The 23,704-nt window shown below is 44.2% G+C and carries 24 protein-coding genes; 15 read left to right on the plus strand and 9 right to left on the minus strand.

The window, feature by feature from the left end; all coding sequences use genetic code 11:
- Positions 1–69: 69 nt before the first annotated feature.
- Positions 70–813 (minus strand): DUF4811 domain-containing protein, encoded by a 744-nt coding sequence (locus tag G400_RS0109395; protein ID WP_017260977.1) that lies wholly within the window; start codon positions 811–813, stop codon positions 70–72.
- Positions 813–2,321, minus strand: coding sequence for an MDR family MFS transporter (locus tag G400_RS0109400; protein ID WP_017260978.1), 1,509 nt, complete (start codon positions 2,319–2,321; stop codon positions 813–815). Before G400_RS0109400 ends, G400_RS0109395 begins: the two co-directional genes overlap by 1 nt.
- A 186-nt stretch (positions 2,322–2,507) precedes the next feature.
- On the opposite strand from G400_RS0109400, the gene G400_RS14965 reads away from it, so the two are divergent.
- The 4 genes from G400_RS14965 (at position 2,508) to G400_RS0109420 (ending at position 7,449) form a co-directional block, all read left to right on the plus strand.
- A complete protein-coding gene (locus G400_RS14965) occupies positions 2,508–2,963 on the plus strand; it encodes a MerR family transcriptional regulator (RefSeq protein ID WP_017260979.1) in 456 nt (151 codons plus the stop codon).
- Positions 2,964–3,565: 602 nt separating this feature from the next.
- Complete coding sequence (locus tag G400_RS0109410; protein ID WP_017260980.1) at positions 3,566–5,458, plus strand: glycoside hydrolase family 2; 1,893 nt, start codon at positions 3,566–3,568, stop codon at positions 5,456–5,458.
- On the plus strand, positions 5,439–6,413 hold the full coding sequence (locus tag G400_RS0109415; protein WP_017260981.1) for a beta-galactosidase small subunit: 975 nt from the start codon (positions 5,439–5,441) through the stop codon (positions 6,411–6,413). The genes G400_RS0109410 and G400_RS0109415 overlap by 20 nt, the downstream gene beginning before the upstream one ends.
- A gap of 139 nt (positions 6,414–6,552) precedes the next feature.
- Positions 6,553–7,449, plus strand: a complete 897-nt coding sequence (locus G400_RS0109420; RefSeq protein ID WP_017260982.1) for a cation diffusion facilitator family transporter — start codon at positions 6,553–6,555, stop codon at positions 7,447–7,449.
- Between the two features lie 76 nt (positions 7,450–7,525).
- Here G400_RS0109420 and G400_RS15790 read toward each other — a convergent pair whose 3' ends face one another.
- Entirely contained in the window at positions 7,526–7,870 is a 345-nt protein-coding gene (locus tag G400_RS15790; RefSeq protein WP_017260983.1) for a hypothetical protein, read from the minus strand.
- Positions 7,871–8,175: 305 nt separating this feature from the next.
- Between G400_RS15790 and G400_RS0109430 the strand changes: the two genes are divergently transcribed.
- The 3 genes from G400_RS0109430 (at position 8,176) to G400_RS0109440 (ending at position 9,795) form a co-directional block, all read left to right on the plus strand.
- On the plus strand, positions 8,176–8,379 hold the full coding sequence (locus G400_RS0109430) for a cold-shock protein (protein ID WP_017260984.1): 204 nt from the start codon (positions 8,176–8,178) through the stop codon (positions 8,377–8,379).
- A 148-nt stretch (positions 8,380–8,527) separates the two neighbouring features.
- Positions 8,528–9,283 (plus strand): threonine/serine exporter family protein, encoded by a 756-nt coding sequence (locus G400_RS0109435; protein WP_017260985.1) that lies wholly within the window; start codon positions 8,528–8,530, stop codon positions 9,281–9,283.
- A gap of 44 nt (positions 9,284–9,327) precedes the next feature.
- Positions 9,328–9,795: a threonine/serine exporter family protein gene (locus G400_RS0109440; RefSeq protein ID WP_017260986.1), complete on the plus strand. Its 468-nt coding sequence runs from the start codon at positions 9,328–9,330 to the stop codon at positions 9,793–9,795.
- A 69-nt stretch (positions 9,796–9,864) separates the two neighbouring features.
- Here G400_RS0109440 and G400_RS14975 read toward each other — a convergent pair whose 3' ends face one another.
- Genes G400_RS14975 through G400_RS0109455 form a run of 3 tightly spaced genes read right to left on the minus strand, consistent with a single transcriptional unit; the run spans position 9,865 to position 12,450 of the window.
- Entirely contained in the window at positions 9,865–11,205 is a 1,341-nt protein-coding gene (locus tag G400_RS14975; RefSeq protein ID WP_017260987.1) for an LCP family protein, read from the minus strand.
- A gap of 13 nt (positions 11,206–11,218) precedes the next feature.
- On the minus strand, positions 11,219–11,608 hold the full coding sequence (locus G400_RS0109450) for a DUF1634 domain-containing protein (protein WP_017260988.1): 390 nt from the start codon (positions 11,606–11,608) through the stop codon (positions 11,219–11,221).
- A complete protein-coding gene (locus G400_RS0109455) occupies positions 11,608–12,450 on the minus strand; it encodes a sulfite exporter TauE/SafE family protein (protein WP_017260989.1) in 843 nt (280 codons plus the stop codon). The genes G400_RS0109450 and G400_RS0109455 overlap by 1 nt, the downstream gene beginning before the upstream one ends.
- 272 nt (positions 12,451–12,722) lie before the next feature.
- On the opposite strand from G400_RS0109455, the gene G400_RS0109460 reads away from it, so the two are divergent.
- Entirely contained in the window at positions 12,723–13,394 is a 672-nt protein-coding gene (locus G400_RS0109460; protein ID WP_017260990.1) for a phosphatase PAP2 family protein, read from the plus strand.
- A 140-nt stretch (positions 13,395–13,534) separates the two neighbouring features.
- Here G400_RS0109460 and rpiA read toward each other — a convergent pair whose 3' ends face one another.
- Positions 13,535–14,215, minus strand: coding sequence for a ribose-5-phosphate isomerase RpiA (gene rpiA, locus G400_RS0109465; protein WP_026017055.1), 681 nt, complete (start codon positions 14,213–14,215; stop codon positions 13,535–13,537).
- Between the two features lie 21 nt (positions 14,216–14,236).
- Entirely contained in the window at positions 14,237–14,509 is a 273-nt protein-coding gene (locus G400_RS0109470) for an N-acetyltransferase (protein ID WP_017260992.1), read from the minus strand.
- A gap of 196 nt (positions 14,510–14,705) precedes the next feature.
- Here G400_RS0109470 and G400_RS0109475 point away from each other — a divergent pair, with 196 nt between their 5' ends.
- The 7 genes from G400_RS0109475 (at position 14,706) to rlmB (ending at position 23,157) form a co-directional block, all read left to right on the plus strand.
- Positions 14,706–15,248, plus strand: coding sequence for a dCTP deaminase/dUTPase family protein (locus G400_RS0109475; RefSeq protein WP_017260993.1), 543 nt, complete (start codon positions 14,706–14,708; stop codon positions 15,246–15,248).
- A gap of 165 nt (positions 15,249–15,413) precedes the next feature.
- Positions 15,414–16,781 carry a DNA repair protein RadA gene (radA, locus tag G400_RS0109480; protein WP_017260994.1) on the plus strand — a complete coding sequence of 456 codons (1,368 nt, stop codon included), beginning with the start codon at positions 15,414–15,416 and terminating at the stop codon, positions 16,779–16,781.
- Between the two features lie 54 nt (positions 16,782–16,835).
- Positions 16,836–18,140 carry a PIN/TRAM domain-containing protein gene (locus tag G400_RS0109485; RefSeq protein WP_017260995.1) on the plus strand — a complete coding sequence of 435 codons (1,305 nt, stop codon included), beginning with the start codon at positions 16,836–16,838 and terminating at the stop codon, positions 18,138–18,140.
- Between the two features lie 209 nt (positions 18,141–18,349).
- Complete coding sequence (gltX, locus tag G400_RS0109490) at positions 18,350–19,837, plus strand: glutamate--tRNA ligase (protein ID WP_017260996.1); 1,488 nt, start codon at positions 18,350–18,352, stop codon at positions 19,835–19,837.
- A gap of 621 nt (positions 19,838–20,458) precedes the next feature.
- A complete protein-coding gene (gene cysS, locus G400_RS0109500) occupies positions 20,459–21,874 on the plus strand; it encodes a cysteine--tRNA ligase (RefSeq protein ID WP_017260998.1) in 1,416 nt (471 codons plus the stop codon).
- Positions 21,867–22,277 carry a Mini-ribonuclease 3 gene (locus G400_RS0109505; protein ID WP_017260999.1) on the plus strand — a complete coding sequence of 137 codons (411 nt, stop codon included), beginning with the start codon at positions 21,867–21,869 and terminating at the stop codon, positions 22,275–22,277. Before cysS ends, G400_RS0109505 begins: the two co-directional genes overlap by 8 nt.
- Positions 22,278–22,281: 4 nt before the next feature.
- The gene (gene rlmB / locus G400_RS0109510) at positions 22,282–23,157 is read left to right on the plus strand and encodes a 23S rRNA (guanosine(2251)-2'-O)-methyltransferase RlmB (protein ID WP_017261000.1); all 876 of its coding nucleotides are present in this window, start codon (positions 22,282–22,284) and stop codon (positions 23,155–23,157) included.
- A 213-nt stretch (positions 23,158–23,370) separates the two neighbouring features.
- Here rlmB and G400_RS0109515 read toward each other — a convergent pair.
- Positions 23,371–23,704 (minus strand): IS30 family transposase (locus G400_RS0109515; RefSeq protein ID WP_035143512.1); only part of this gene is annotated, 334 nt, incomplete at its 5' end.

Raw genomic sequence — 23,704 nt, forward strand, 5'->3', positions numbered from 1 at the left:
CTAAAACGACTCACGCCCGTTTGGACGTGAGTCGTTTTAGATACATATTAGTTACTTACCCTCAAAAAATCACTTAACTGATGCTACTGCTTTTTTAATCAACTGAGATTGAAATTCAGCCGTGTATTGTTTAGTCAGTTTTGCTTGAGTCGCTTGATCCGTTGCAAGCTTGGGATCCTTAGCTATGTCTGCTTGCATCTTTGCTTTGACGTAGGCTTCAGCTTGTTGTTTCATTTGAGCCTTGGCCTGAGGTGTTTGCATCTTTGCCATCTGGCCTTGCAACTTCTTTGCTTGGCTAGTTGAGAGATGCAACCATGAACTTGGCAGATAGAACGTATTTGTCCGTTTTGTCAGTTTATGGTTTTCTTTGGCAATACCGAACCAAACTTTAGCGGTGTGGCTCTTATATTCCCAGCGTGTTTCTGATGTTTTTAACGTTGCCGTGTTACCGCTAGCTTTTTTAATTGTGTTAGTAGTAAATTCATCGGCCTGTGTGTGACCGGGCTTCTTTTGGTTAGCCTTGGTCGCGTAAATTTGAACGTTTTCAGTGCCTTTAGTCCCAACGTTTTGGTAGAGGACCATATTGACACCGTTAGCGTTACTGCCACTAGCAGAATAAATCTGTTTAGTCGTCGTTGTGGTGACTTTATGCATCCCAAAGTGACTGTGGTCGTTGGCTGTGATCATAAAGAGTGAGCCACATAGCACGATGATTGATAGTAAGGTACCGATGATTTGCCAAGTCCGGTTATTAATGTAGACGAAGCAAATGAACAGGGCAATGGCACCAATGACAAGTGTAGCTAGAATCATTAGGCTTCACCTCCATTGTTAGCGGGTTCTGAAGTGGCTTTTAGATCATCGCTGGTAACGGTAGCATTAGAGTGATTAGCACCCTTTAAGAAGAAGGCTAACAGGAAACCAACGATACAGAAGCCGACAGCAACCCAGAATGTTGCATGATAACCACTCATTGTGGCGTTGATGGCCCGAACCTTATATGCTAATGGTGTTTGTGTCAACACGTGATGTGCTGGCATAGCGTTCTTCGTAACGTTTGACAAAACGGAAACTAAGATTGCTGAACCAATTGAAGTGGCAACCTGACGTGTTGTGTTGTTAACGGCAGTCCCGTGGGAGATCATGTCAAAGGACAGGGCATTCATGCCGGCAGTTGTTACAGGCATCATAACCATTGAAATCCCAAACATCCGCACGGCATATAAGAAGGTAACATAAATGACAGGCGTGCTCTTGGTAATCATAACAAATGGTAAAGTACCAGCTGTTAAAAGGAACATCCCAGCAACAGCCATCCGCCGAGCACCAATCCGGTCAAATGTTTGACCAGTAATCGGACTCATAACAGCCATCATTAAGGCCCCAGGCAGTAGGGTTAATCCAGAATGGAAAGCACTCATACCATGAACAATTTGCAGGTAAAGTGGCAGAACCAGTTCAACACCAGTCATCGCAATTGTAACAACAGAACTCAAAATTGCGGCAATGGTGAATTCAAAGGACTTGAAAACACGCAATTGTAAGAATGGGTTCTTCATAGTGAGTTGACGCCAAATGAATAGTGCAATGACAACAACACCGACTGCGAGGAATGACAGCACCTTAGTGGATGTCCAGCCATCGTCACCGACGGAGGAGAATCCGTAAAGCAAGGAACCAAAACCAATGGTAGATAAACTAGCTGATAGCCAATCAAGTTTCGGTTTAGAGGTTTCAATAACGGACTTCATAAAGAAGAACGCTAAGATGATAACCAGAGCAACGATTGGAATAATCATGCCAAACAAGTCGCGCCACTGGAACTTATCAATGACCCACCCAGAAAGTGTTGGTCCAATAGCAGGTGCAACACCGATAACGATACCGGCTAGTCCCATGGCAGCGCCACGAGAACTGGCTGGGAAAATCGTCAACATTAATGTTTGCAATAATGGCATGGTAACCCCAACACCAATCGCCTGAACTAAACGTCCGGCAAGTAAGGTGCCGTAATTAGGTGCGATGTAGGCCATAATCGTGCCGATTTCAAAAATCATCATGGCACCAATATAGAGCCATTTTGAATTGAATCGGTTGGATAAGTAAGCAGAAATGGGAATCATGATCCCGTTAACCATTAAAAATCCAGTGGTTAACCATTGAACCGTAGAGGTCGAAATATCGAAGGCTTTCATTAATGTAGGGAAAGCGGTCGTCAAAATCGTCTGGTTCAAAACGGTACAGAACGTACCAATCAGCAAAACCATAACCATCAGTCCACGGTTATAAGGTTTGCCATTTGTGTCGACAGCTTCTGACATAAGGAGTCCTTCTTTCGTTTGATTAATTAGTTTGCTTAAAAAAGTACGAGAGTTAATATAATGCTTTAAGATAATCATGTCAAGTAAGTTGACAAAGTTATTTTAAAATATATAATTGTTCCAGTAAACATAACATCAACGTTAGATTTTGTGATAACGGTTTCAAGAAATAAGAGGTTTAATTATATGGAAAGAACACCCCAAACTGAGGGTTCACCTGAATGGCTGAGAAGCATTATTAATAGTGATGATATATTGATTGGTATCGGTGACCTCTCGCGCGCGACAGATGTTTCAACCGCTCAGCTACGTTACTGGACGGATAAGGGCTATATTCACGTTGTTAATCAGGATGAAGGAAATCGTAAATATACGTACGATACTGCGTTTAAGGTTCGTGCAATCAAGGCGTATATGGATGAGGGCTTTACGTTGGTCGCCGCCACCAAACGGATGCAAAAGCACCGGGAAGTTATTCATTTGTTAAAAGATGTCATGATGAATCGGCTGGAAGGCGTCGGTACGGATGAAGACGGCAGCCAAATCGTCAGCTTAGGTTTGTTTGATCCAGACCCACAATATGAACTTGTGGCCCGTTTGCGAGATGGCAAGACCCGGTTCGAACTCCAGAAAAAAGCTTGAATCTAGGGGACTTTGCTTGTTGCAGGCTCCTAGTCATGCTAAGCTGGGTTTGTGGTGAGGTGAATGGTTGATTACCCAAAAATCCCTAAGAAGTGACCGATCTTTACGGCTGGGCCACTGCTTCATGTTGTGAGTGTTTTTTGGAAAACTTTTTTGATTAAAAAGGTTCGCTAAACTGCGCATTATGCGCTCGAGAATCATCCTTTCGGGATGGTTAGTGATCGTATTTAAAACAATGTGTTTCATGAAAATCAACCCAAGTTTTTCATGGTGTAATCAACTGCTCATCATGGGCACTCCAGTTTAGGGGATCTGGAGTGCTTTTTTTTTTGGAGTGATTACGAAGCCCGCGACAAGTCGAGCTATAACATAAACGACGAGTGTGAAGGTGAATTTTCCTTTGCACTCGTCGTTTAAGGTTTATGCACAGACTTCTAGGCGTCAGTGGCACGTTTTGACTACATAGCCTAAAAAAGTTCGTGGACTGAGAACGCGTTTGTGACAAGGTGGTATGGGTGAATAAAACAGCACGGATTTCCCCCGTTTCAATAAATGCGGTAAAATAAACATTATTATGAAAACGCTATCACAGGAGGATGAACATGCAGGCAGACATTAAATGGTTGGATGATCCACAAGTTTTTCGTGTCGGACAATTACCCGCCCACAGTGATCACTATTGGTATCGTGATGCCGATGAGGCGCGTTCAAAGAGCAGTAGTTTTGCACAAAGCTTGGATGGTCAGTGGCAGTTTAAGTTCGCAGACCGTCCGCAACATCGACCGATTGGCTTTTATGAACCCAACTACGATACCAGTGATTTTGGGACGATTCATGTGCCGGGGCATATTGAATTGAGCAATTATGCGCAGATTCAGTACATCAATACCTTGTATCCATGGGAAGGTAAAATTTATCGTCGACCAGCTTACACAATGGGATCTGATCAGACAGGCGAAGGTATGTTTAGCGAGGCACCAGACAACTCTGTCGGCGCATACATTAGGCATTTTCGTTTGGCTCCCGGCCTAAGAAATCAACGAGTGATCGTTCAGTTTGATGGCGTCGAAGAAGCCATGTATGTTTGGCTGAACGGTCATTTTCTTGGTTATGCTGAAGATAGCTTCTCGCGTTCAGAGTTTGATTTAACTGACGCCTTGGTTGACGGTGAAAATGTGCTTGCGGTAGAAGTGTTCAAACGGAGTACGGCATCGTTTTTAGAAGACCAGGATATGTTCCGCTTTTCTGGTATTTTTCGCAGTGTTAGGCTAGTCGGATTGCCGACTGTTCACGTTGCCGATATGCACATTCGACCAGTGGTTAATGAGGACTTAGACAGTGGCGAACTTAATGTGACCTTGAAACTGACTGGGGACCTGGAAAGCAAAGCGCGAGTTCATTTAACGGTGTTCGATAAAGCCGACAAACTCATCGTGGATGAAAAACGGCCTGTAGCTAAACAAATTAGTTTTGGTCACCTGCCGTTTGAGAACGTCATGTTGTGGACGCATCATAATCCAGATTTGTATCATTTAACCGTGACAATTACAGATGCGGATGCCGACCCAATTGAAGTGGTTCCTTATGATATCGGTTTTCGAAGGTTGGAGTTGCGCAACCAAGTTATCTATCTGAATGGCAAACGACTGATTATTAATGGTGTCAACCGCCATGAATGGGATGCCGCTACTGGCCGAACCGTTTCAATGGCTGACATGAAGGCAGATTTACAAACATTTGCTGAAAACCATATCAACGCTGTCCGTACTTGTCATTATCCGGATCAAATTCCCTGGTACTACATGTGTGATCAGGCCGGCGTGTACATGATGGCCGAAAATAATTTGGAAACTCACGGAACATGGCAAAAGATGGGGGCTGTCGAACCTTCCGACAATGTGCCCGGCTCGTTGCCGCAATGGCGCGAAGCCGTTTTAGATCGGGCACGTAGCAATTATGAAACGTTTAAAAATCATCCTGCTATCTTATTCTGGTCGCTTGGTAATGAATCGTACGCCGGCGACGATATTGAAGCGATGAACACTTATTACAAGACGATGGATTCGTCGCGGTTGACGCATTATGAAGGGGTTGTCCGCAATCGTAAATATGAAACTAGTATTTCTGATGTGGAGAGCCGAATGTACGCTTCGCCAGCTGAGATTCGCACGTATTTAAGTAATCAGCCAATGAAGCCATTTTTAGATTGTGAGTATATGCATGACATGGGCAATTCACTGGGTGGTTTGGGCGAATACATGGCATTACTAGATGACTTTCCGTCCTATCAAGGTGGTTTTATTTGGGACTTCATTGACCAGGCACTGTGGGTCACGGATGAAGTTACTGGCCGACAGGTATTGCGCTATGGTGGCGATTTTGATGATCGTCATACGGATGGTGAATTTTCTGGGGACGGATTAATGTTCGCAAATAGACAGGCAAAGCCAGCAATGCAGGAGGTACGTTATTACTATGGCCAATACGACAACTAAGCTTCACGTGATTTTTGGAGACGGCACGCTAGGCGTGGCAACGGAGGATGTCCATTATTTGTTTAGTTATGAAAAGGGTGGCTTGGAATCAATCCTCAGTCACGGCAAGGAGTGGTTATATCGGCCAATTCGGCCCATTTTTTGGCGGGCAACAACTGATAATGACCGGGGCAATCATTTCTCAGAAGAATCCGCAATGTGGTTAGGTGCGGATTGCTTCACACGATGTCAGGCCATTGATGTGCAAGTCGATGGTGAGGACTTGGGGCTACCAATTGCACCGCAAAACAATCAATTTTCAAACGATGAAATGGCCGACCGGGTTGACATTACGTTTGATTTTCAAACAGCCACAACGCCAGCAACAAAGGTGACAATGCATTATCAAATCGTTGCCAATGGTAAGGTGACACTCACGAGCCATCTGCAGGGGAACGAGGCGCTTCCTGAGCTGCCCGCGTTCGGCGTTCAATTGATCATGCCGACTGTCGCTACTGGATTTGAATATGACGGTTTGTCCGGCGAAACTTACCCGGACCGCATGGCTGGTGGCAGTCGGGGACAGTATTATGTGGCCGGTTTACCAGTGACACCGTACTTAGTGCCTCAGGAAATGGGCATGCATATGCAAACACGATGGTTAACTGTGACCCGTCAACGAACATTGAACAATGCCGATGTTGATGCACAGCCATTTTCACTCAGCGTGGAGATGAATGATCAGCCGTTTGCGTTCAGTTGTTTACCATACACTGCAATGGAGCTTGAGGCCGCAACGCACATCGAAGAGCTGCCATTAGCAAGACGAACCGTTTTGTCGGTTTATGGAGCGGTTCGTGGCGTTGGCGGTATTGATAGTTGGGGAGCGGATGTTCAGCCACCATATCGTTTGTTTGCTGACGTGGATCGGACGTTTACGATACAAATTCACCCTGGAAATCACGTGACAGATTAGCGACTGGCGTCTGGGTTAAGGGCAGGTAGCCCTTCTATTCTTGATGTGCGATAATATGACTAAATGTTTTTCAGTTAACAAGACGGTTTAAATGAGCAAACAGCGACCGCTAGAATGCGAAAGAAACGGGGATGAGTAAATGGATCATCAAGAAGAACAAATGACCGGCATGCGATTTTTATTTGTGACAGTGCTAAATTTACTCATTACCGCGGCAGAAATTGTTGGGGGACTGTTATCAGGTTCACTGGCCTTATTGTCAGACGCGTTTCATAACCTCGGGGATTCACTATCAATCGTATTGGGGTACGTTGCTCAACGAATTAGCGGCAAACCACAAAACCGGCAGCGGACTTTTGGGTACAGACGTGCGGAAATTTTGGCGGCGTTCGTTAACGGACTTTTTTTGATTGGTGTTTCAATTGTTTTAATGGTTGAAGCCGCACGGCGTTTTGCCAAGCCAGAACCAATTAATGGCGATATTATGTTGATCGTCGCTGTTATCGGGTTAGCCGCTAATTTATTGTCAGCGGTGCTGATGCACCATGGTTCAAAGGATAGTTTGAATATTAAGGCGACATATTTGCATGTTCTTGCAGATGCATTGTCGTCTGTTGCCGTTATCATCGGTGGAATCTTAATTGTGCTCTTTGATATTACGTGGGTTGACCCGCTATTAACGTTATTGGTGTCGTTTTACATTATTTATGAAACCTGGCCGGTGATTCACGAAACAGTTCAAATTTTGATGCAGACTGCACCAAAATTAGATTATGATCAAATCGCTGCAGATATTGTTGAAATTCCAGGAGTGCTACGGGTTCACCATATTCACGCGTGGCTCATTGATGAAAATAAGATCGTCTTTTCAGCACATGTCAATATGAAGGATGTCAAACTGAGTGAGGTGGAAAAGACCGTTGCCCAGATTTCCAGTATGTTGACGGAACGGTATCACATTTGTCACGTAACCATTCAGCCTGAAGTCCACCACGGTGAGACTGACGCGCTGTTTGTTAACAAGGATAAAGTGTAAATAAATTTAGATACAACAATGGCTCATTTCACTATGTCTTGTAGTGAAATGGGCCATTGTCTGTTAAGTATGCGGGTTATGATTTAGATAATGCTGCAAAGTGTTGATCATACCATGTTGACCAGTCAGTTTCCGGATTACCGGTGGAATGGAACTTGACACCGATTTCATCAAGTAGACGAATATAATCGTTCTTACTGAATTGAATACTGGTATCGCGTTCACGTTCCGGTGTAAAAGAACGATTTGTTGCTAATTCACGGTTGATGTCTTGAATATACCCGTGTTGTTGGTCGTACTGTGTAATCAATTCCAAGTTGTTCCGCCGCCAAAGCGTGATGTAAAAGTTGGCGAAATCGGTTAGGGCCGTTGTTTGTGCGGATTCATCGAGTTCGTCAACAGGGACTAAGTTTTCTGCCATGTTGAGAGCCTCCATATGTTTGTTCACTAACTATTCTAGCACTTTTGGTGAAAAGCCGATGCCGAGAGGGTTGGGGACAGGGGATAGCGTGACTTTTTGCAAAAAAGTTGTCTGTTATTTTGTGTTTCTGTTTATAAAATATGGTAAAGAAAGCAGTCTATATGATACAATGACTACTGTACTTTGGTAAGGGAATGATGGTCAGGTCGGTTCATGTTTTGGTGTTACCAGTCCCCATTTGCACCAGTTCCAATTTACATAAAACACTTAGACTGCGTGCAAACGCAACAGGAGGACTCATTAACATGTCAGAACAAGGTACTGTTAAATGGTTTAACGCCGACAAAGGCTTTGGTTTCATTACTCGCGAAAGTGGTGACGATGTATTCGTTCACTTCTCAGCTATCCAAGGTGACGGCTTCAAGACGCTTGAAGAAGGCCAATCTGTTAGCTTCGACGTTGAAGAAAGCGACCGTGGCCCACAAGCTGCTAACGTTGTTAAAAACTAATTAATAATTCAAATAATGGTGTTAACTCCTAGGGTTAACACTTTGATGTGAATGAAAAACGACATCTGTATCTCTTACGAGATGCGGCTGTCGTTTTTTTGTATGATATGTTTTAAGGTTCTAAAATTTGTTAAGGAAGTGATCATGGGTGGATGAAGCACAATTAGTCATGGATACAGCGTTGTTGGCTGGGCAAATATTGCTAGCAAACGGGTCTGAAATTGCGCGTGTTGAAGATACAATGCAGCGAATTGCGGACAACGCTGGTTATCGGTATGCAAACATCTTTGTGTTGCTGACCGGCATAACCATGTCCTTACCAGACGGTGAGTCAACACAGGTGCGACCGATTCACAGCCGAACGATCGACCTTGAAAAAGTGGCCCAGGTTAACACGTTGTCACGTCAGTTTGCCAGCGACGAAATTGATTTACCCACATTTTATCAACAATTACGCCAAATTGAAGTCGCCGTGCCCACATTTCCGTTTTGGTTACAGGAATTGGCCGCAATCGTTGTCAGTATGACACTCATGGTGGCCTTCACTGGTATTGATGCGCCTGTTAAATTACTGTTTGCAATGTTGGCTGGTGGGGGCGGGTATGCTGTTTTCTACTATGTGAATCATGAATTGCGTGTCCGCTTCTTGAGCGAATTTCTGGCTTCACTGGTAATTGGCTTCGTGGCCTATGTGGGCATTCGTTGGCTTGGCTTTACGCATGCTGCTGGCGATGCGGTCATTATCGGTGCATTGATGCCGTTAGTCCCTGGTGTGCCTATTATGAACGCGTTTAGTGACACGATGTCGGGTAATTATTTAAGTGGTCCAGCCCGGGCAGTTGAGGCCGTCTTATCAGTATGTGCGATTGGTCTAGGTATCGCGATTATGGTAAGTCTGTGGTGAAAAATGCAAGCAACGTAACACTTTCCAATTAGGAGATTCTGTTAATGATACATATCATAATTGAAGGGATTCTCGCCTATGCCGCGACAGTCGGTTTTGGCATTATTCTGAATATTCCTCGTCATGCTCTAAATGTTGCCGGCTGGATTGGTGCGGCGGGATGGGCAGTGTATGAACTAATTGTTTTAAGATCTGGCGCGCAGATTCCGTTAGCACAAATGGCAATTGGCATGCTGACGGCTGGTTTACTAATCGGCGTTTTAAGTAACTGGGCGGCTCGCGTCAAACACATGCCAGTAATTTTATTTAATATTCCTAGTTTGGTGCCATTGGTGCCTGGTGGGCAGGCCTATCAAGTTATTCGTAACCTTGTTACCGGTCATGGCACCATTGCGTTAGATTACTTAGGTCAGGTTATTGCGATCGCAGGGATGATAGCGCTGGGGTTCTTACTGTCTGAATTACTTGTTCGAATAACGTATCGATTACGGCACACTTTAAAAACAAAATAAAAGAAGTTAATCAGGCTAATGCACTTAAAGTGCCGAGCCTGATTAACTCCTTTTTAGTTGCATTAAATTCTAGTAGCCATAACCGGTGTAACCGCCAGTTTGATCGGCATCAGAGCCTGTCGCATTGGCACCCGTTGTTTGACTAGTGGAGTCCGTATTATCAGCACCATAGTTAGGATCGAGATCAGCAGCACTGGAGTCACTACTGTATGCCTTACTGTATTCGGAAGCGGTATTGGTATCGGCGCCCCAAGTTGACTTCGTATCGGCTGTTTCGCCATAGCCAATTGGTGGTTCGTAGACACTGAGCGCTTCTGGTACCGTGTTGGCAAAACGTTTACCGGTGGTTGCTTTGGACAGACCAAGTTGTTTGCGCAACTTGTTGGTAACACGCTGTTTTTCAGTCGTTGGCAAAACTTCGAAGCTTTGACCAGCAATCTCGTCACTGGCACCTTGAACGTGGTCAGAAACAATGTGCTTGGTTGCGGCCCGGTAAGTGTTAGCTAGAGTTAACATGTCACCGAATGTGAAATCAGTGCGTGACTGGCTGGCAATGGAATCCAGAAAATCTTGATTTAACAGGTTGGTCAAGTTACTACTCTTTTTTAAGAGGGCAGTGATGACGATTCGTTGACGAAGGGTACGACCATAGTCACTCTCAGGGTCTTGATAACGCATCCGCGTGAATTTCAACGCTTGTGCACCGTTAACATGCATCTTTTTACCCTTTGTAAAGTGTTGATTCTCATACGTGAAGGTCAAAGGTGGCACAATGTCGATACCGCCGACTTTATTGATAACTTTTTCCAGGCCACCCATGTTTAACAGGGCGTAGTAGTCAATTGGCACATTAAACATACGGGAAGTCGTTGAGATAGCCGCCTTTGTTTGACCAAAGTAGTAGGCAGCGTTTATCTTTGTTGGAAATTCCTCTTCGTGTCCGGTGATGGAAACCAGTGAGTCACGAGGGATGCTGACCATGGTTGTTGTCTTCGTCTTAGGGTTGACTGTAACCAGCATCATCGAGTCCGTCCGTCCGCCAGCCCAAGTCTTTGAGTCACGGCCGAGGGCACCAACGTCAGTACCCATCAACAGAATGGAAATTGGCTTACCTTGCTTGATTAACTTACTAACGTTTCGCGCTTTTGCGCCACTGACAGAATCAAACATTTCATTACTGGTATGTTTGATATTACTGTACATCTTGTAACCGAAACCACCGCCGATAATTAAGATAATACCAATAATGGCAAAAAAAGTGTTTCGGATCGGGTGTTTGTGCGGTCGCTGTGGACGTTTGGGACCACTGCTTATTGCGCCATCACCAGCAGGTGCGTCATTAGTAAAGTGATTGCCCTGAGTGCGGCGATCCGCTCGACTCATTCGCGAATCGTTATTATTGTTATCCATGTAAGCCTCCGAGTTAGCTGTGTCCGATAAATAAAGCGAATAACAGAATCACGAGCACGGCAGAGGTAATCCAAACGTACAGGGAATCTTTTTCCACGTAAAACGCGTAAATTGAAACAACAACACGTAATACAGGGGTCAGTATCAGACAGAATAATCCGAGCATCATGACAGAACCAGATTTAAATGACAATAATCCGGTGGCAATTGCAGTGATCGTCACGGCACCGTGACTGGGTAAACCAGTCGAGCCCTGAATTCCATAAGCAATAAAACCAATTAGCATGATAACTGCAGAAATAATAACTCCTATTCTAAGGATTTGACCAATCATAATCTCAACTTGGGCCATTTCTTTAGAAATCTTTTCCTCTTCTGCGTTTTTTGCGTCTTTATTGTCCATTAAATGTTCACCCCGAATCCTTTAAGAAACATTTGGAGACCAATGTAGAAGATAATCGGAACGAAAATGATGCGAATCCATCGTGATGGCAAAATCTGCATGATTCGTGATCCCATTGTTGCGCCAACCAAGATACCTAGCGCCAGTGGAACGGCGATTAGGGGTTGAATCGAACCGTTGAAGAAATATACGGTGGCTGAAGCTGCCGCGGTAACACCCATCATAAGGTTACTCGTAGAAGTAGACGGCTTGAGCGGCATCTTCATGAAGGTGTCCAAGGCCATCACCTTAAAGGCACCTGATCCAATACCCAGCAAACCGCTGGCAATCCCGGCGCCAAACATCACAGTGGCCCCAGCAGGCACATGTTCAACTTGGTAATCTACAGTTTTGTCAGCCGCTTTATCATAATAACTACTGTTTAATTCGAGTTTTTCGGCAATTGGATCCGGGTGCACACGCCGAAGAATCTCACTGCCAGCCCGCAGTTTGCGAATCATGTTGTAGCCGGAGTAAATTAATAACAATCCAAAAATTAAGTACAAGACAACAGGGCTCAAAATACCATTCAAGATGGCCCCGAGGATGGCACCAATAGTTGTAAAAATTTCCAAAAACATTGCCACTCGTAAGTTCAATACGTTATCACGTAAATAGGCAATGGTGGCGCCAGAACTGGTCGCGATAACGGCAATGATACTGGCACCAATCGCATACTTGATGTTAATCCCCATTGCCAATGTAAGTACAGGGGTGATGATAATACCACCACCGAGGCCAAGGATTGCACCGGCAATACCGGCAATTAAACCCACGGCCAACATAATAATTACTTGTGTCATGAAGGCTCTCCTTTGATTAGGTGCTACCTTTTGAGCACCCCTCTGTGCTATTACTTTAGCACGAAAGGATAACAAACGCCTTGTTATCATGTTCTGTAAGCGATGCCATTTAAAATTGTTTAATTTTGACTAAAAGTATTAAGAAAAGGTTAAGTGCTTAAGGGTGATTAAAACCATTAAGCAACTTATAAAAGAGCAATTTTTATGTGCTATACTTTGTCGATGGTTATTAATGACCGAATACATACCCTGAGTGACGGGTGGAGGTACACATGCTTATTGAAAAGGAACGTGGTCGCGGTGCAATTTTAGCTGTCACGACCGTCTTATTTTTATTCCTGGCGATTGCCGCAATGCGTCAGTCCCAAATTTTATCACTGATTGATTCTGAACTCATTTCGCACGTTCATCATGATAGTACAGCGCTAACTGGCGTTTTTAAACTCATTACTACGCTAGCAAGTCCAACGTTGGATTTACTATATATGATAATTATTGCCGGGATACTTTGGGGATTTAAATACAAAATTCCTGCGTTGTGGGCAATAGGGTACGGCTTTGGTGGCAATGTTCTTGGTACCATCATCAAGAAAATTGTTGCGCGTCAACGTCCGGTAGGTCACATGGCTAGCGACGATGGCTACAGTTTTCCGTCAGGGCACGTTTTGGGCACGTTCATGGTTGCCGCAATTTTATTTTTAGTTGTTTTGCCACTGATGCAAAACAACTTGCAAAGATTATTGATTCAAACGATCTTGTGCCTTTGGGTATTGCTAGTTATGTTTAGTCGAGTTTACTTGCAGGCACATTATGCAACCGATACGATTGGTGCTGTTCTGTTAGCGTATGCCTGGTTGCAGGGTGCTGAATACTTGTATGTTTGGTTAGCACCGAAGTTAAAACAAGTTAAATTTCTCAGTAATTCTCGAGGCGTTGAGGATTAACCAATTGATATAAGGTGAAGCGGGCATAACAAGGCCCAGCTTTCTTAGGCAAAACAAAAACGACGTTCATGGAAAAATCCATGAACGTCGTTTTTTCGCTTTTGTGTGATTAGAATGCTGTTTGACCGCTTGTTAGTAAACTAGCGAGCTTGAAGCACTTCAGGACCGTCCGGGCGACCAACAATAACGGTGTTAACCGTATCCAAAAACAATCCTTGCTCAACCACACCAACCATTTGAATTAGCTCGTTAGCTAGTTCGTGAGGATGATCGATTTCACCAAGGTGAAGGTCAACAACATAGTTCTTGGAATCGGTTAAAACGTGCTGACCATCGCGCATCCGGACTTCTGGTTTGTAACCCTTGGCCGCCAATTTTTTAACAACTTGTGAAGAACCATAAGGAATGACTTCAAGCGGTAAGGGGAAGCTACCAAGCTGATGCGAAAGTTTACTTTCGTCAACAATCCACATATTTTTTGTGGAGTTAGTGGCCACGATCTTTTCCCAAAGGTGCGCAGCGCCACCACCCTTGATTCCCTGAAAGTCATCACTGATTTCGTCGGCACCGTCGATGGTTAGGTCAATGTGGTCAACGTCATCAATGCCCTTAACGGGGATACCAAGGGAACGGGCTTGTTCCCGAGTGCGGTCAGATGTTGGCACGCCAACAACGTTTAGACCTTCTTCTTTCACACGTTTGCCAAGTGCATCAACCATGTATTTTACGGTTGAACCAGTTCCTAAACCGACAACCATGCCGTCTTCGATAAAGTCGACAGCACGTTGACCAACTTGTTGCTTCAATTCGTCTTGTGTCATTGCCATGATGTAATTTACTCCTCAATGATGTTGGTATTTTTTAACAGCTGGATCCGTAGCAAAAATGTGGCGGGCAAATGGATCTAACGGGAGAAGGTCGACGTGGGCGGCGTCCGCTAATTCAATGACAGCATCGAATAGTGACCGTGCCACTAACCGCTTATTGGGACGGTCACTGACCCAAATATGTTCCATTAACCAAGTTTGATCATTCACGACTGGAAATGTGATTTCGGCCTGGAGCTGGTCTTGGTCGGTTAAAAAAAGGCGTTGTCCTTCGCGTTGAAAATCCATTAGCGTTCCTTTCATTACGGTTGCTGTGTTCCCTTAATATCCTATCATAATTCAAGTGAGGGTGGGTCCAAACTAACTGTCAGTTTCGAATGCTATTAATGTGCACACGCTTCCATTATAATAGGTAACATGGTGCCAAGTTTTGAACATTTGTGTTCGGAAGCTTGGTCAAGTCGAAGAAAGCGAGTGATGAATAATGGCAAGAGACCGTGGCTTTGAAGTAGTTAAACGGTTGGTCGGCACGAAAGTAACGTTGCCGGAACGACAAACAAAATATGCGGCTGGTTACGACCTAGCAGCGTCAGAGGACTTTACGTTACCATCCATTTGGCGGCGTAACTTTTTGAAAGTACTGTGGCACTTGCGGCATAAGGAAACGGTAAGTGACCCATTAATGCAAGCCGCTGATAAAGAATTGAAGCCCTATTTAGTGCCCACTGGCGTGAAGGCTTATATGCGCTATAACGAAGTGTTGATGTTGGTCAATCGCTCATCTGGACCGCTAAAACGCCGTCTTATTTTACCAAACGGGGTTGGTGTCATTGATGCGGATTACTATTCAAACGATAGCAATGATGGCGAGATCTTTGTTCAGTTGGTTAATTACGGTCTACGTGATGTTCAAATTAAAAAAGGTGATCGCATCGCTCAAGGCATCTTTGTGAATTATCTGACCGTTGACAATGAAACAACACCAGATACAGAACGCGACGGTGGATTTGGTTCATCTGGCCAGTAAGCTAATAATCGTTAACGTGGCCAGGCGAATAAATTAAGAAATTATCAAGTGCTGGGCAAACAATGACAGCTGAAAAAACGTATGTTAGACTGTGAACATCGTTTGGTTAATATTGGTCAAACATCACTGTGATTGACCAACGGCGAAGAGTAAAAGGAGCATAAGGTGGCAAAAACTAAAACACAATTTGTTTGTCAAAACTGTGGATATAATTCACCACGATATTTGGGTCGCTGCCCAAACTGTGGTGAATGGAATACATTGGTTGAAGAGACAATCGCTGATGAAGTTCCCAATCGTAAGTCGCGGGTAAGTCTTGGCGGCGAAACAGCTAAGGCCGAATTAATCAAGGATGTTAGCCTTGAGGAGGTTCCTCGTGTCAAAACCAGTTTAAAGGAATTTAACCGTGTTCTTGGCGGTGGTGTGGTGCCTGGCTCACTAGTTTTGATTGGTGGTGATCCTGGCATTGGTAAATCAACGTTATTGACGCAGGTTTCTGGTCAGCTGGGCAGTAAGGGACGTGTCCTTTACGTGTCTGGTGAAGAAAGTGCCACCCAGATTAAGATGCGTGCTGATCGACTCGGTGTTGGCGGCGACAATTTTTATCTCTATCCAGAGACAGACATGAGTAATATTCGTGAACAAATCACAACATTAAATCCAGAATTTGTCATCATTGATTCGGTCCAAACCATGCAGGAACCAGATATTACCTCAGCAGTCGGATCAGTTTCTCAGATTCGTGAAGTGACGGCCGAGTTAATGCAAATTGCGAAAACAAATCGGATTACGATTTTTATCGTGGGCCATGTCACTAAGGGTGGCGCTATCGCGGGACCAAAGATTTTGGAACATATGGTGGATACCGTTCTGTACTTTGAAGGCGATTTGCATCACACGTACCGGATTCTAAGAGCCGTTAAAAATCGGTTTGGCTCAACTAATGAACTGGGAATTTTTGAGATGCGAGAAGACGGCTTGCGAGAGGTGGCTAACCCGTCTGAAATCTTCTTAGAAGAACGACTTACAGGTGCTACTGGTTCATCTATCGTGGTATCGATGGAAGGAACCAGGCCAATCTTGGTGGAAGTTCAGGCATTGGTTACACCTTCAGTTTTTGGGAATGCACAACGGACTGCTCAGGGATTGGATCGTAATCGGGTATCGCTAATTATGGCTGTTTTGGAAAAACGGGCTAACTTGATGTTGCAAAATCAAGACGCTTATTTAAAAGCGGCTGGTGGTGTGAAGCTCGATGAGCCAGCCATTGACCTGGCAATTGCTGTGGCGATCGCGTCAAGTTATCGTGATAAGGAGACGAATCCGAGTGATAGTTTTGTGGGCGAAGTTGGCCTGACCGGTGAAATTCGGCGTGTTAACCGGATTGAACAGCGGGTTGCTGAGGCACAGAAGCTGGGGTTCAAACGAATTTATATACCAAAGAATAATCTTCAGGGATGGACGCCGCCAACTGATATTGAAGTGATTGGTGTGACAACGATCAGTCAAGCACTAAAACTAGCCTTGGCTTAACATTACAAGAACTCTTATGGATTTAATAACGACATTGAAAGGAGGTGAAGATAGATGAAAATGACGAAAAGACTCGTGATTCAATTGTTATTTGTGATTGGTGGTGTCGGCTTAGGCTTCAGATTTTTCCCAGTTCTGTGGGAAGTAACTGGTCTTGCCCAAAATCACATTATCAATAACTTTTTGACCAACGCCGTACTTGGTGCAATTATTCTGTATTTTCTTTCGTTCTTGTTGGTCGGGTACCTTGAAAAACTTGTTAATCGCTTAGAAAAGTATCTGGCTAAGCAAAGTCCGATTTACATTCTGTTTGGTAGTTTAGGCATTATCGTCGGCTTGGTATTTGCCATCCTGATTTCGACGGTGTTCTTCCGGACCAGCTGGTTTGTCACCAACACCTTGATTCCGGTTGTCTTAATGCTGTTAATGGGCTACCTCGGTTTTCGAATTGGGACTACACGAACGGATGAATGGCGGCGATTATTCGCACTCGGTTTTCGTCGTAATAAACGCACATCGGATACTGGTGAAATTTTGGACGAAAGTGAACCCAATTTCCACCACTATAAAATTTTGGACACCAACATCCTGATTGATGGCCGGATTTACGACATCATTAAGACCGGATTCCTTGAAGGCACGTTACTAGTCCCGAACTTTGTACTGCATGAATTGCAATACATTGCTGATTCTAGTGACAGCATCAAGCGTGTGCGTGGACGTCGAGGCTTGGACATTTTGAATAAATTGCAAAGTGAAAAACTCATGCCGATTGAAATGTACGAAGGTGACTTTGAAGATATTCCTGAAGTGGACGATAAGCTGATTGAACTGGCTAAGCAGTTACAGGCAGTTGTTGTTACCAATGACTACAACCTAAACAAGGTCAGTCAGTTCCAAAATGTTCAGATTATGAATATTAATGCCTTAGCTAAGTCGCTTAAGCCACGGGTAATTCCGGGTGAACTGCTAAACGTTATGGTGGTTAAAAATGGGACTGAGCGCCAACAAGGGGTTGCGTATCTGGATGACGGCACGATGGTCGTTGTCGAAGATGGACGTTACTTTATTAACGACCACATTGATGTGACTGTAACGAGTGCCTTGCAAACAGATGCTGGTCGAATGATTTTTGCAAAACCAACGCATTCGACGCGTGGTATTAGTGATAAAGCGACAAGTGGCAATAATCAGGCAACCAGCGAGAGCAGTTCTACACAATCGCAGACTGCCGCAAGTAATTCTGCAAAAGCTTCGGCAAGTTCCAGTACTGTTGACAACACCGTTGATCGGACGGTTCACGACACTAAGACACCTGCCAAAAAGAATCATAGAACAGCTAAGAAACGGAAAAACTAGGTATACTGATTGTCAGTTAATTAGACTGTGAAAAGGAAAGTGACTAAACGTTTAACAACGTGGGGTCACTTTTTTAGTTTGACAAACGAAATATGGGAAGACAGGTTTCCACGAAGCATCATAAAATGAAAGAATTTGAAAGTTTGATGCTAAAACGGTAACATTAACCTAAGACACATCAATTTTTTATATAGAAAGAGGCGCTGATTTTGGCCAAGAACAAAATTCGGGTGCGTTACGCACCGTCACCAACTGGACATTTGCACATTGGTAATGCCCGTACCGCGCTATTTAATTATTTATTTGCACGGCACAATAAAGGAACGTTTGTGATTCGGATTGAAGATACGGATACCAAACGGAACGTGGCTGACGGTGAAAAAAGTCAGTTGGACAATCTAAAATGGTTGGGAATTGACTGGGATGAAGGTCCCGACAAGCCCGGGGATTTCGGTCCATATCGTCAATCCGAGCGGAAGGATATCTATGTTAAGCTGATTCAAGATTTATTGGATCGTGGCTTGGCCTACAAGTCTTACCGAACGGAAGCTGAACTAACTGCTGACCGTGAAAAACAAAAGGCTAACAAAGAAGCACCTCACTATGTGTACGAATATGAAGGCATGAGTGACGATGAAATCAAGGCTGCTCAGGCAAAAGCTGAAGCGGCTGGCTTAGAACCTGTTGTTCGTTTCCGTGTTCCTAAGAACCGCGAGTACGGTTGGGATGATATTGTTAAGGGCAAGATTTCGATTAACTCAGATACCATCGGTGGCGACTGGGTCATTCAAAAACGTGATGGCATGCCAACTTACAACTTCGCTGTTGTTGTCGACGACCACATGATGGAAATCAGTCACGTCTTGCGTGGGGATGACCATATCGCCAATACGCCTAAGCAATTGATGATTTATGAAGCCTTTGGCTGGGAAGCACCAATTTTTGGTCACATGACTTTGATTATCAACACCGAAACAGGTAAGAAACTGTCCAAACGTGATGAAACGGTGCTTCAATTTATTGAACAATACCGTGAGCTTGGCTACTTACCAGACGCCATGTTGAACTTCATCACCTTATTGGGATGGTCACCAGTTGGTGAGGATGAAATCTTCTCTCGTCAAGATCTGATTAAGATGTTTGACGAAAAACGGTTGTCCAAGTCACCAGCCAAGTTTGATGGTAAGAAGTTGGAATGGATCAACAACCAGTACGTGAAGGCAGCTCCAGAAGACGAGATTTTCGACAGCAGTTTGAAAGAACTGATCAACGCTGGGTTAGTTGAAAAGGATCCTAACCAATTACATTTGGAATGGGTACGTAAGCTGGTTAGCCTGTACAAACAACAAATGTCATACACCGCTCAAATTGTTGAAATGAGTAAAGACGTGTTCTTCCAAGAACCTGCTCAAATTAATGATGAAGCCAAAGCTGAATTGGCAGCCGAAACGGCGAAGACGGTGTTGACAGAATTTGTTAACCGAGCAGAAAAATTGCCAGTCTTTGATGCTTACCAAATTCAAAAAACGATTAAGTCAATTCAAAAAGATACCAAAATTCGTGGGCGCGCACTTTACATGCCACTTCGAATTGCCGCTACGCATGAAATGCACGGACCACAATTACCTGAATCAATGGAATTGTTGGGCCGCAAAGCAACGTTACGGAATATTCAAGCCACAATCGAAACACTTTAATTCAAAATGCCATCATGCGTGCAGTTTGCCGTATGGTGGCATTTTTTGTGTTTTCTCTCGCCGCCTACGGTTGTCAACAGTGGAACGCCGCCGTGGGACCGGTTCAAGCCGGAAGTACACCGTCTTTCACCTCGCCGTCAAGCCTCGTGGAACCCCGAGTCTTGACGCCAGTCCGTGGTGTAAATTCGAGAAAAAGCACTCAAATTAACACCACTTTCACGGCTTGGTTCCACTGTTGACGCCCTCCGACTAATATTCATAGTGATTGCCAGAATGCGGTGTTTCTTGGTTGATTTGCATAGCTTTGAAATGAGTGCTGATGTGATGCTGTTATATGAGTGAAGATGACTGGAGACATAGTTCCGTGTCGACACCACTTAATGGCATGGGGTTGGCCATTTAGTGGTATGGGACGAGTTATGAGATGTGGTTTTCAGCTCATAATCGAGGTAGAAGACTTCGATTTTCAGAAGGCTGAGACCGGTCCCCAAGGAACGGCGTCTCCAGTCAGCGGAACGGACAGATTAAACACTAACCACGGTGAATTACGGTAATCGCGTTAACAACCTAAACTATGGTAAAATCACTATAACTTAATCTTTCGAGAAGGGGAGCGTTACCGTGATTCAGATTTTTAATACACTTACGCGGCAAAAAGAAGACTTTATTCCGTTGCATAAAGGCCAGGTCAACATGTACGTCTGTGGCCCAACCGTGTATAACTACATTCATATCGGTAATGCACGCTCGGTTGTAGCGTTTGATACCATTCGGCGGTATTTTGAATACAAGGGTTACCAAGTGAAATATGTCTCGAACTTCACGGATGTGGACGATAAGATGATTAATGAAGCGGCTAAAGAGGGCATTACCGTGCCAGAATTGGGTAATCGTTTCATCAATGCTTATTTTGAGGACACAAAGCCGTTGAACGTTGAGCGGGCAACTCTTAATCCACGGGCGACAGAAAACATTTCAGACATTGTCGATTTTGTCGCAGACCTGGTAGATAAGGGGTTTGCTTACGAGTCTGCTGGTGATGTGTATTATCGAGCACGTAAGTTTCCTAACTACACGCAACTCGTTCACGAATCGTTAGATGATTTGGAGAACGGCGCTAGTGACCGTGTTGACGACGGTGATAATGCAAAAAAAGAAGATCCAATTGATTTTGCATTATGGAAGGCAGCTAAGCCAGGCGAAATTTCATGGCAGTCACCATGGGGCCTGGGGCGACCAGGCTGGCATATTGAGTGTTCAGTAATGTCGACCAAGTATTTAGGCGATACATTCGATATTCATGGTGGTGGTCAAGATCTGATTTTTCCGCATCACACCAATGAAATTGCTCAAAGTGAGGCACACACTGGCAAGAAGTTTGCCCGCTACTGGATGCATAACGGTTTTGTCACTGTTGGTGACGAAAACGAAAAAATGAGTAAGTCACTGGGAAACTTTGTGACCTTGCATGAAATGAATCAACGTGAAGATCCACAGGCTGTGCGGTTCTTTATGGCGACAACTCAGTATCGCCGACCAATTCAATACACCAGTGGCAACTTACAAGACGCCAAGAATAACCTGGCTCGTTTGCAAACGACATTTAATAATTTGAATTATCGAATGAGCGATGCCAAGGACGGCCAGGATGAAGCGATTGAGGCACAAGCTAAACAGCAGCAAGTTGCTTTTGAAACCGCAATGGACGACGATTTTAACGTTCAAAACGGAATTGCGGCCGTGTACGAATTAGCCAAGTTAATCAACGTTTATCTTAATGAAAGTACCGTTGCTGAAACGACACTTGTTAATCTTAAAACATTGCTATCGACACTGTTGTCAGTGTTTGGTATTGAACTGACGGATGAAGAGACTGCCGATGAGGAAATTCAAGCACTGATTGACGAACGTTTGGCCGCACGGAAAAATAAGGACTTCCAACGTAGTGATGATATCCGTGATGAACTAAAAGCTCGCGGTATTATTCTTGAAGATACTCCCCAAGGAACACGTTGGCGGAAGGAAACAAATGACTGAAGCAGTTAATTATCGAGAATTAAATGGAATGACATTAGCTTATTTAGGTGATGCAGTGTATGAAGTATACATTCGTCAACACTTGATTGAGCAAGGTTACACGGTGCCGACAAAGTTACATCATCATGCAACGCACTTTGTTTCGGCCAAGGCACAAGCTGCATTGATCAAATTGATGCAACTGGATGAGATATTAACGGAAGAGGAAACGACAATGTTTAAGCATGGTCGTAACGCGACCACTCATCACAGTGCAAAGAATACTAATATTGTGACGTATCGAATTTCGACTGGTTTTGAAGCTATCTTTGGCTATCTTAAGCTCACTGCTCAGCAGGAACGCACGGATTGGTTAGCTCAGTGGTGCATTGATCAAGTTGAGTCGGGAAGAACGGAAGGATAGGAATATGGCAGAAAAACAGCAACGAAACGGTCAACGCAATGATCGGTTTAACGATCACAAGTCGCGTCCTCAACGCCGCAAAAATAATGAACATAACGAACGTGACGTTAAGGCGACACAAAAGCCCGATCAAAATGATGATTCGTCGACGGACTTTATTATCGGCCGACACCCAGTCGAGGCGGCTTTGGCTTCTGATCAACAAATTAATAAAGTCTTTATTCAAGAGGGGTTGCGTGCGGATGCAATTCGTAATATTGAATCGCTGGCGACAGGGCGACATCTTGTGATGAGTACCGTTCCCAAGAAGAAACTCGACTTTATGACAAATGGTCAAAACCACCAGGGGGTTGTCCTTGCCATTCCACCGTTTGCCTACGCCAGTGTTGATGATTTATTTGCTAAGGCCGAGCAAGCTCAGGAAGCACCGTTTTTCTTGATTTTGGATTCTATTGAAGATCCACATAACCTGGGCTCGATTTTACGGACTGCCGATGCAGCGGGTGTTCATGGTATTATTATCCCCAAACGTCGTGCTGTCGGACTAACATCAGTTGTGGCGAAAACGTCTACAGGAGCCATTGAACATGTGCCAGTTGCACGGGTGACCAATCTAGTAGCTACTGTTAAAGAGTTGAAGGATCGTGGCTTGTGGATTTTCGGTACTGACATGAAAGGCAAGGACTTCCGGCAGTGGGATGCGACCGGTCCAACTGCTTTAGTTATTGGTAACGAAGGCAAGGGGATTTCGGCGCTATTGAAGAAGACAGTTGACGAAATGCTGACCATTCCAATGGTCGGTCATGTGCAAAGTTTGAATGCTTCGGTAGCAGCTTCTTTACTGATATACGCGGGATTCAACTCTCGCCACCCACTATAAAATCGATTATTTTGAAAAATAATTTTTATAATCGCAAAATTTTTAAACAAAAGAGCCGTTTAAATTGGCTCTTTTTTCGTACCTTCATTACTACCGAACAATTTATTAGATTCTGTGGTTTAGTTTGGCGTAATAATCGCTTACATTCGGTGCTTGTACTGGTAAAATTTTAAAAGTGGCCATTTATTTATGGTCAAACGGTAGATTGCAAATTTAATCCGAATTTTTGGACAAATTTGTCAGCATAACCTGATACGGTGTTTGCCAGTCGAGTATTTTAAGCGGTCGCTGGTTAATTTGGAGTAACGTCGTCGTTAAATCTTGAGCACTAATGTGCTCAAAACGAGTCCCTTTAGGATAAAAATAACGTAAATTCCGATTAAAGCGTTCATTACTACCACGTTCAGCTGGAGTATAAGCATGGCAGTAATAGGTCTTAATACCATATTGTGATTCAAGTGATACTAGCCCACTAAACTCAGTGCCACGGTCCACAGTAAAGCTGTGCACCGGACCATTAAAAGTGGTTAGGAACTTAGTTAGTGCT

Origin of the sequence: Furfurilactobacillus rossiae DSM 15814, from assembly GCF_000428925.1 — a bacterium.
Lineage (GTDB): Bacteria > Bacillota > Bacilli > Lactobacillales > Lactobacillaceae > Furfurilactobacillus > Furfurilactobacillus rossiae.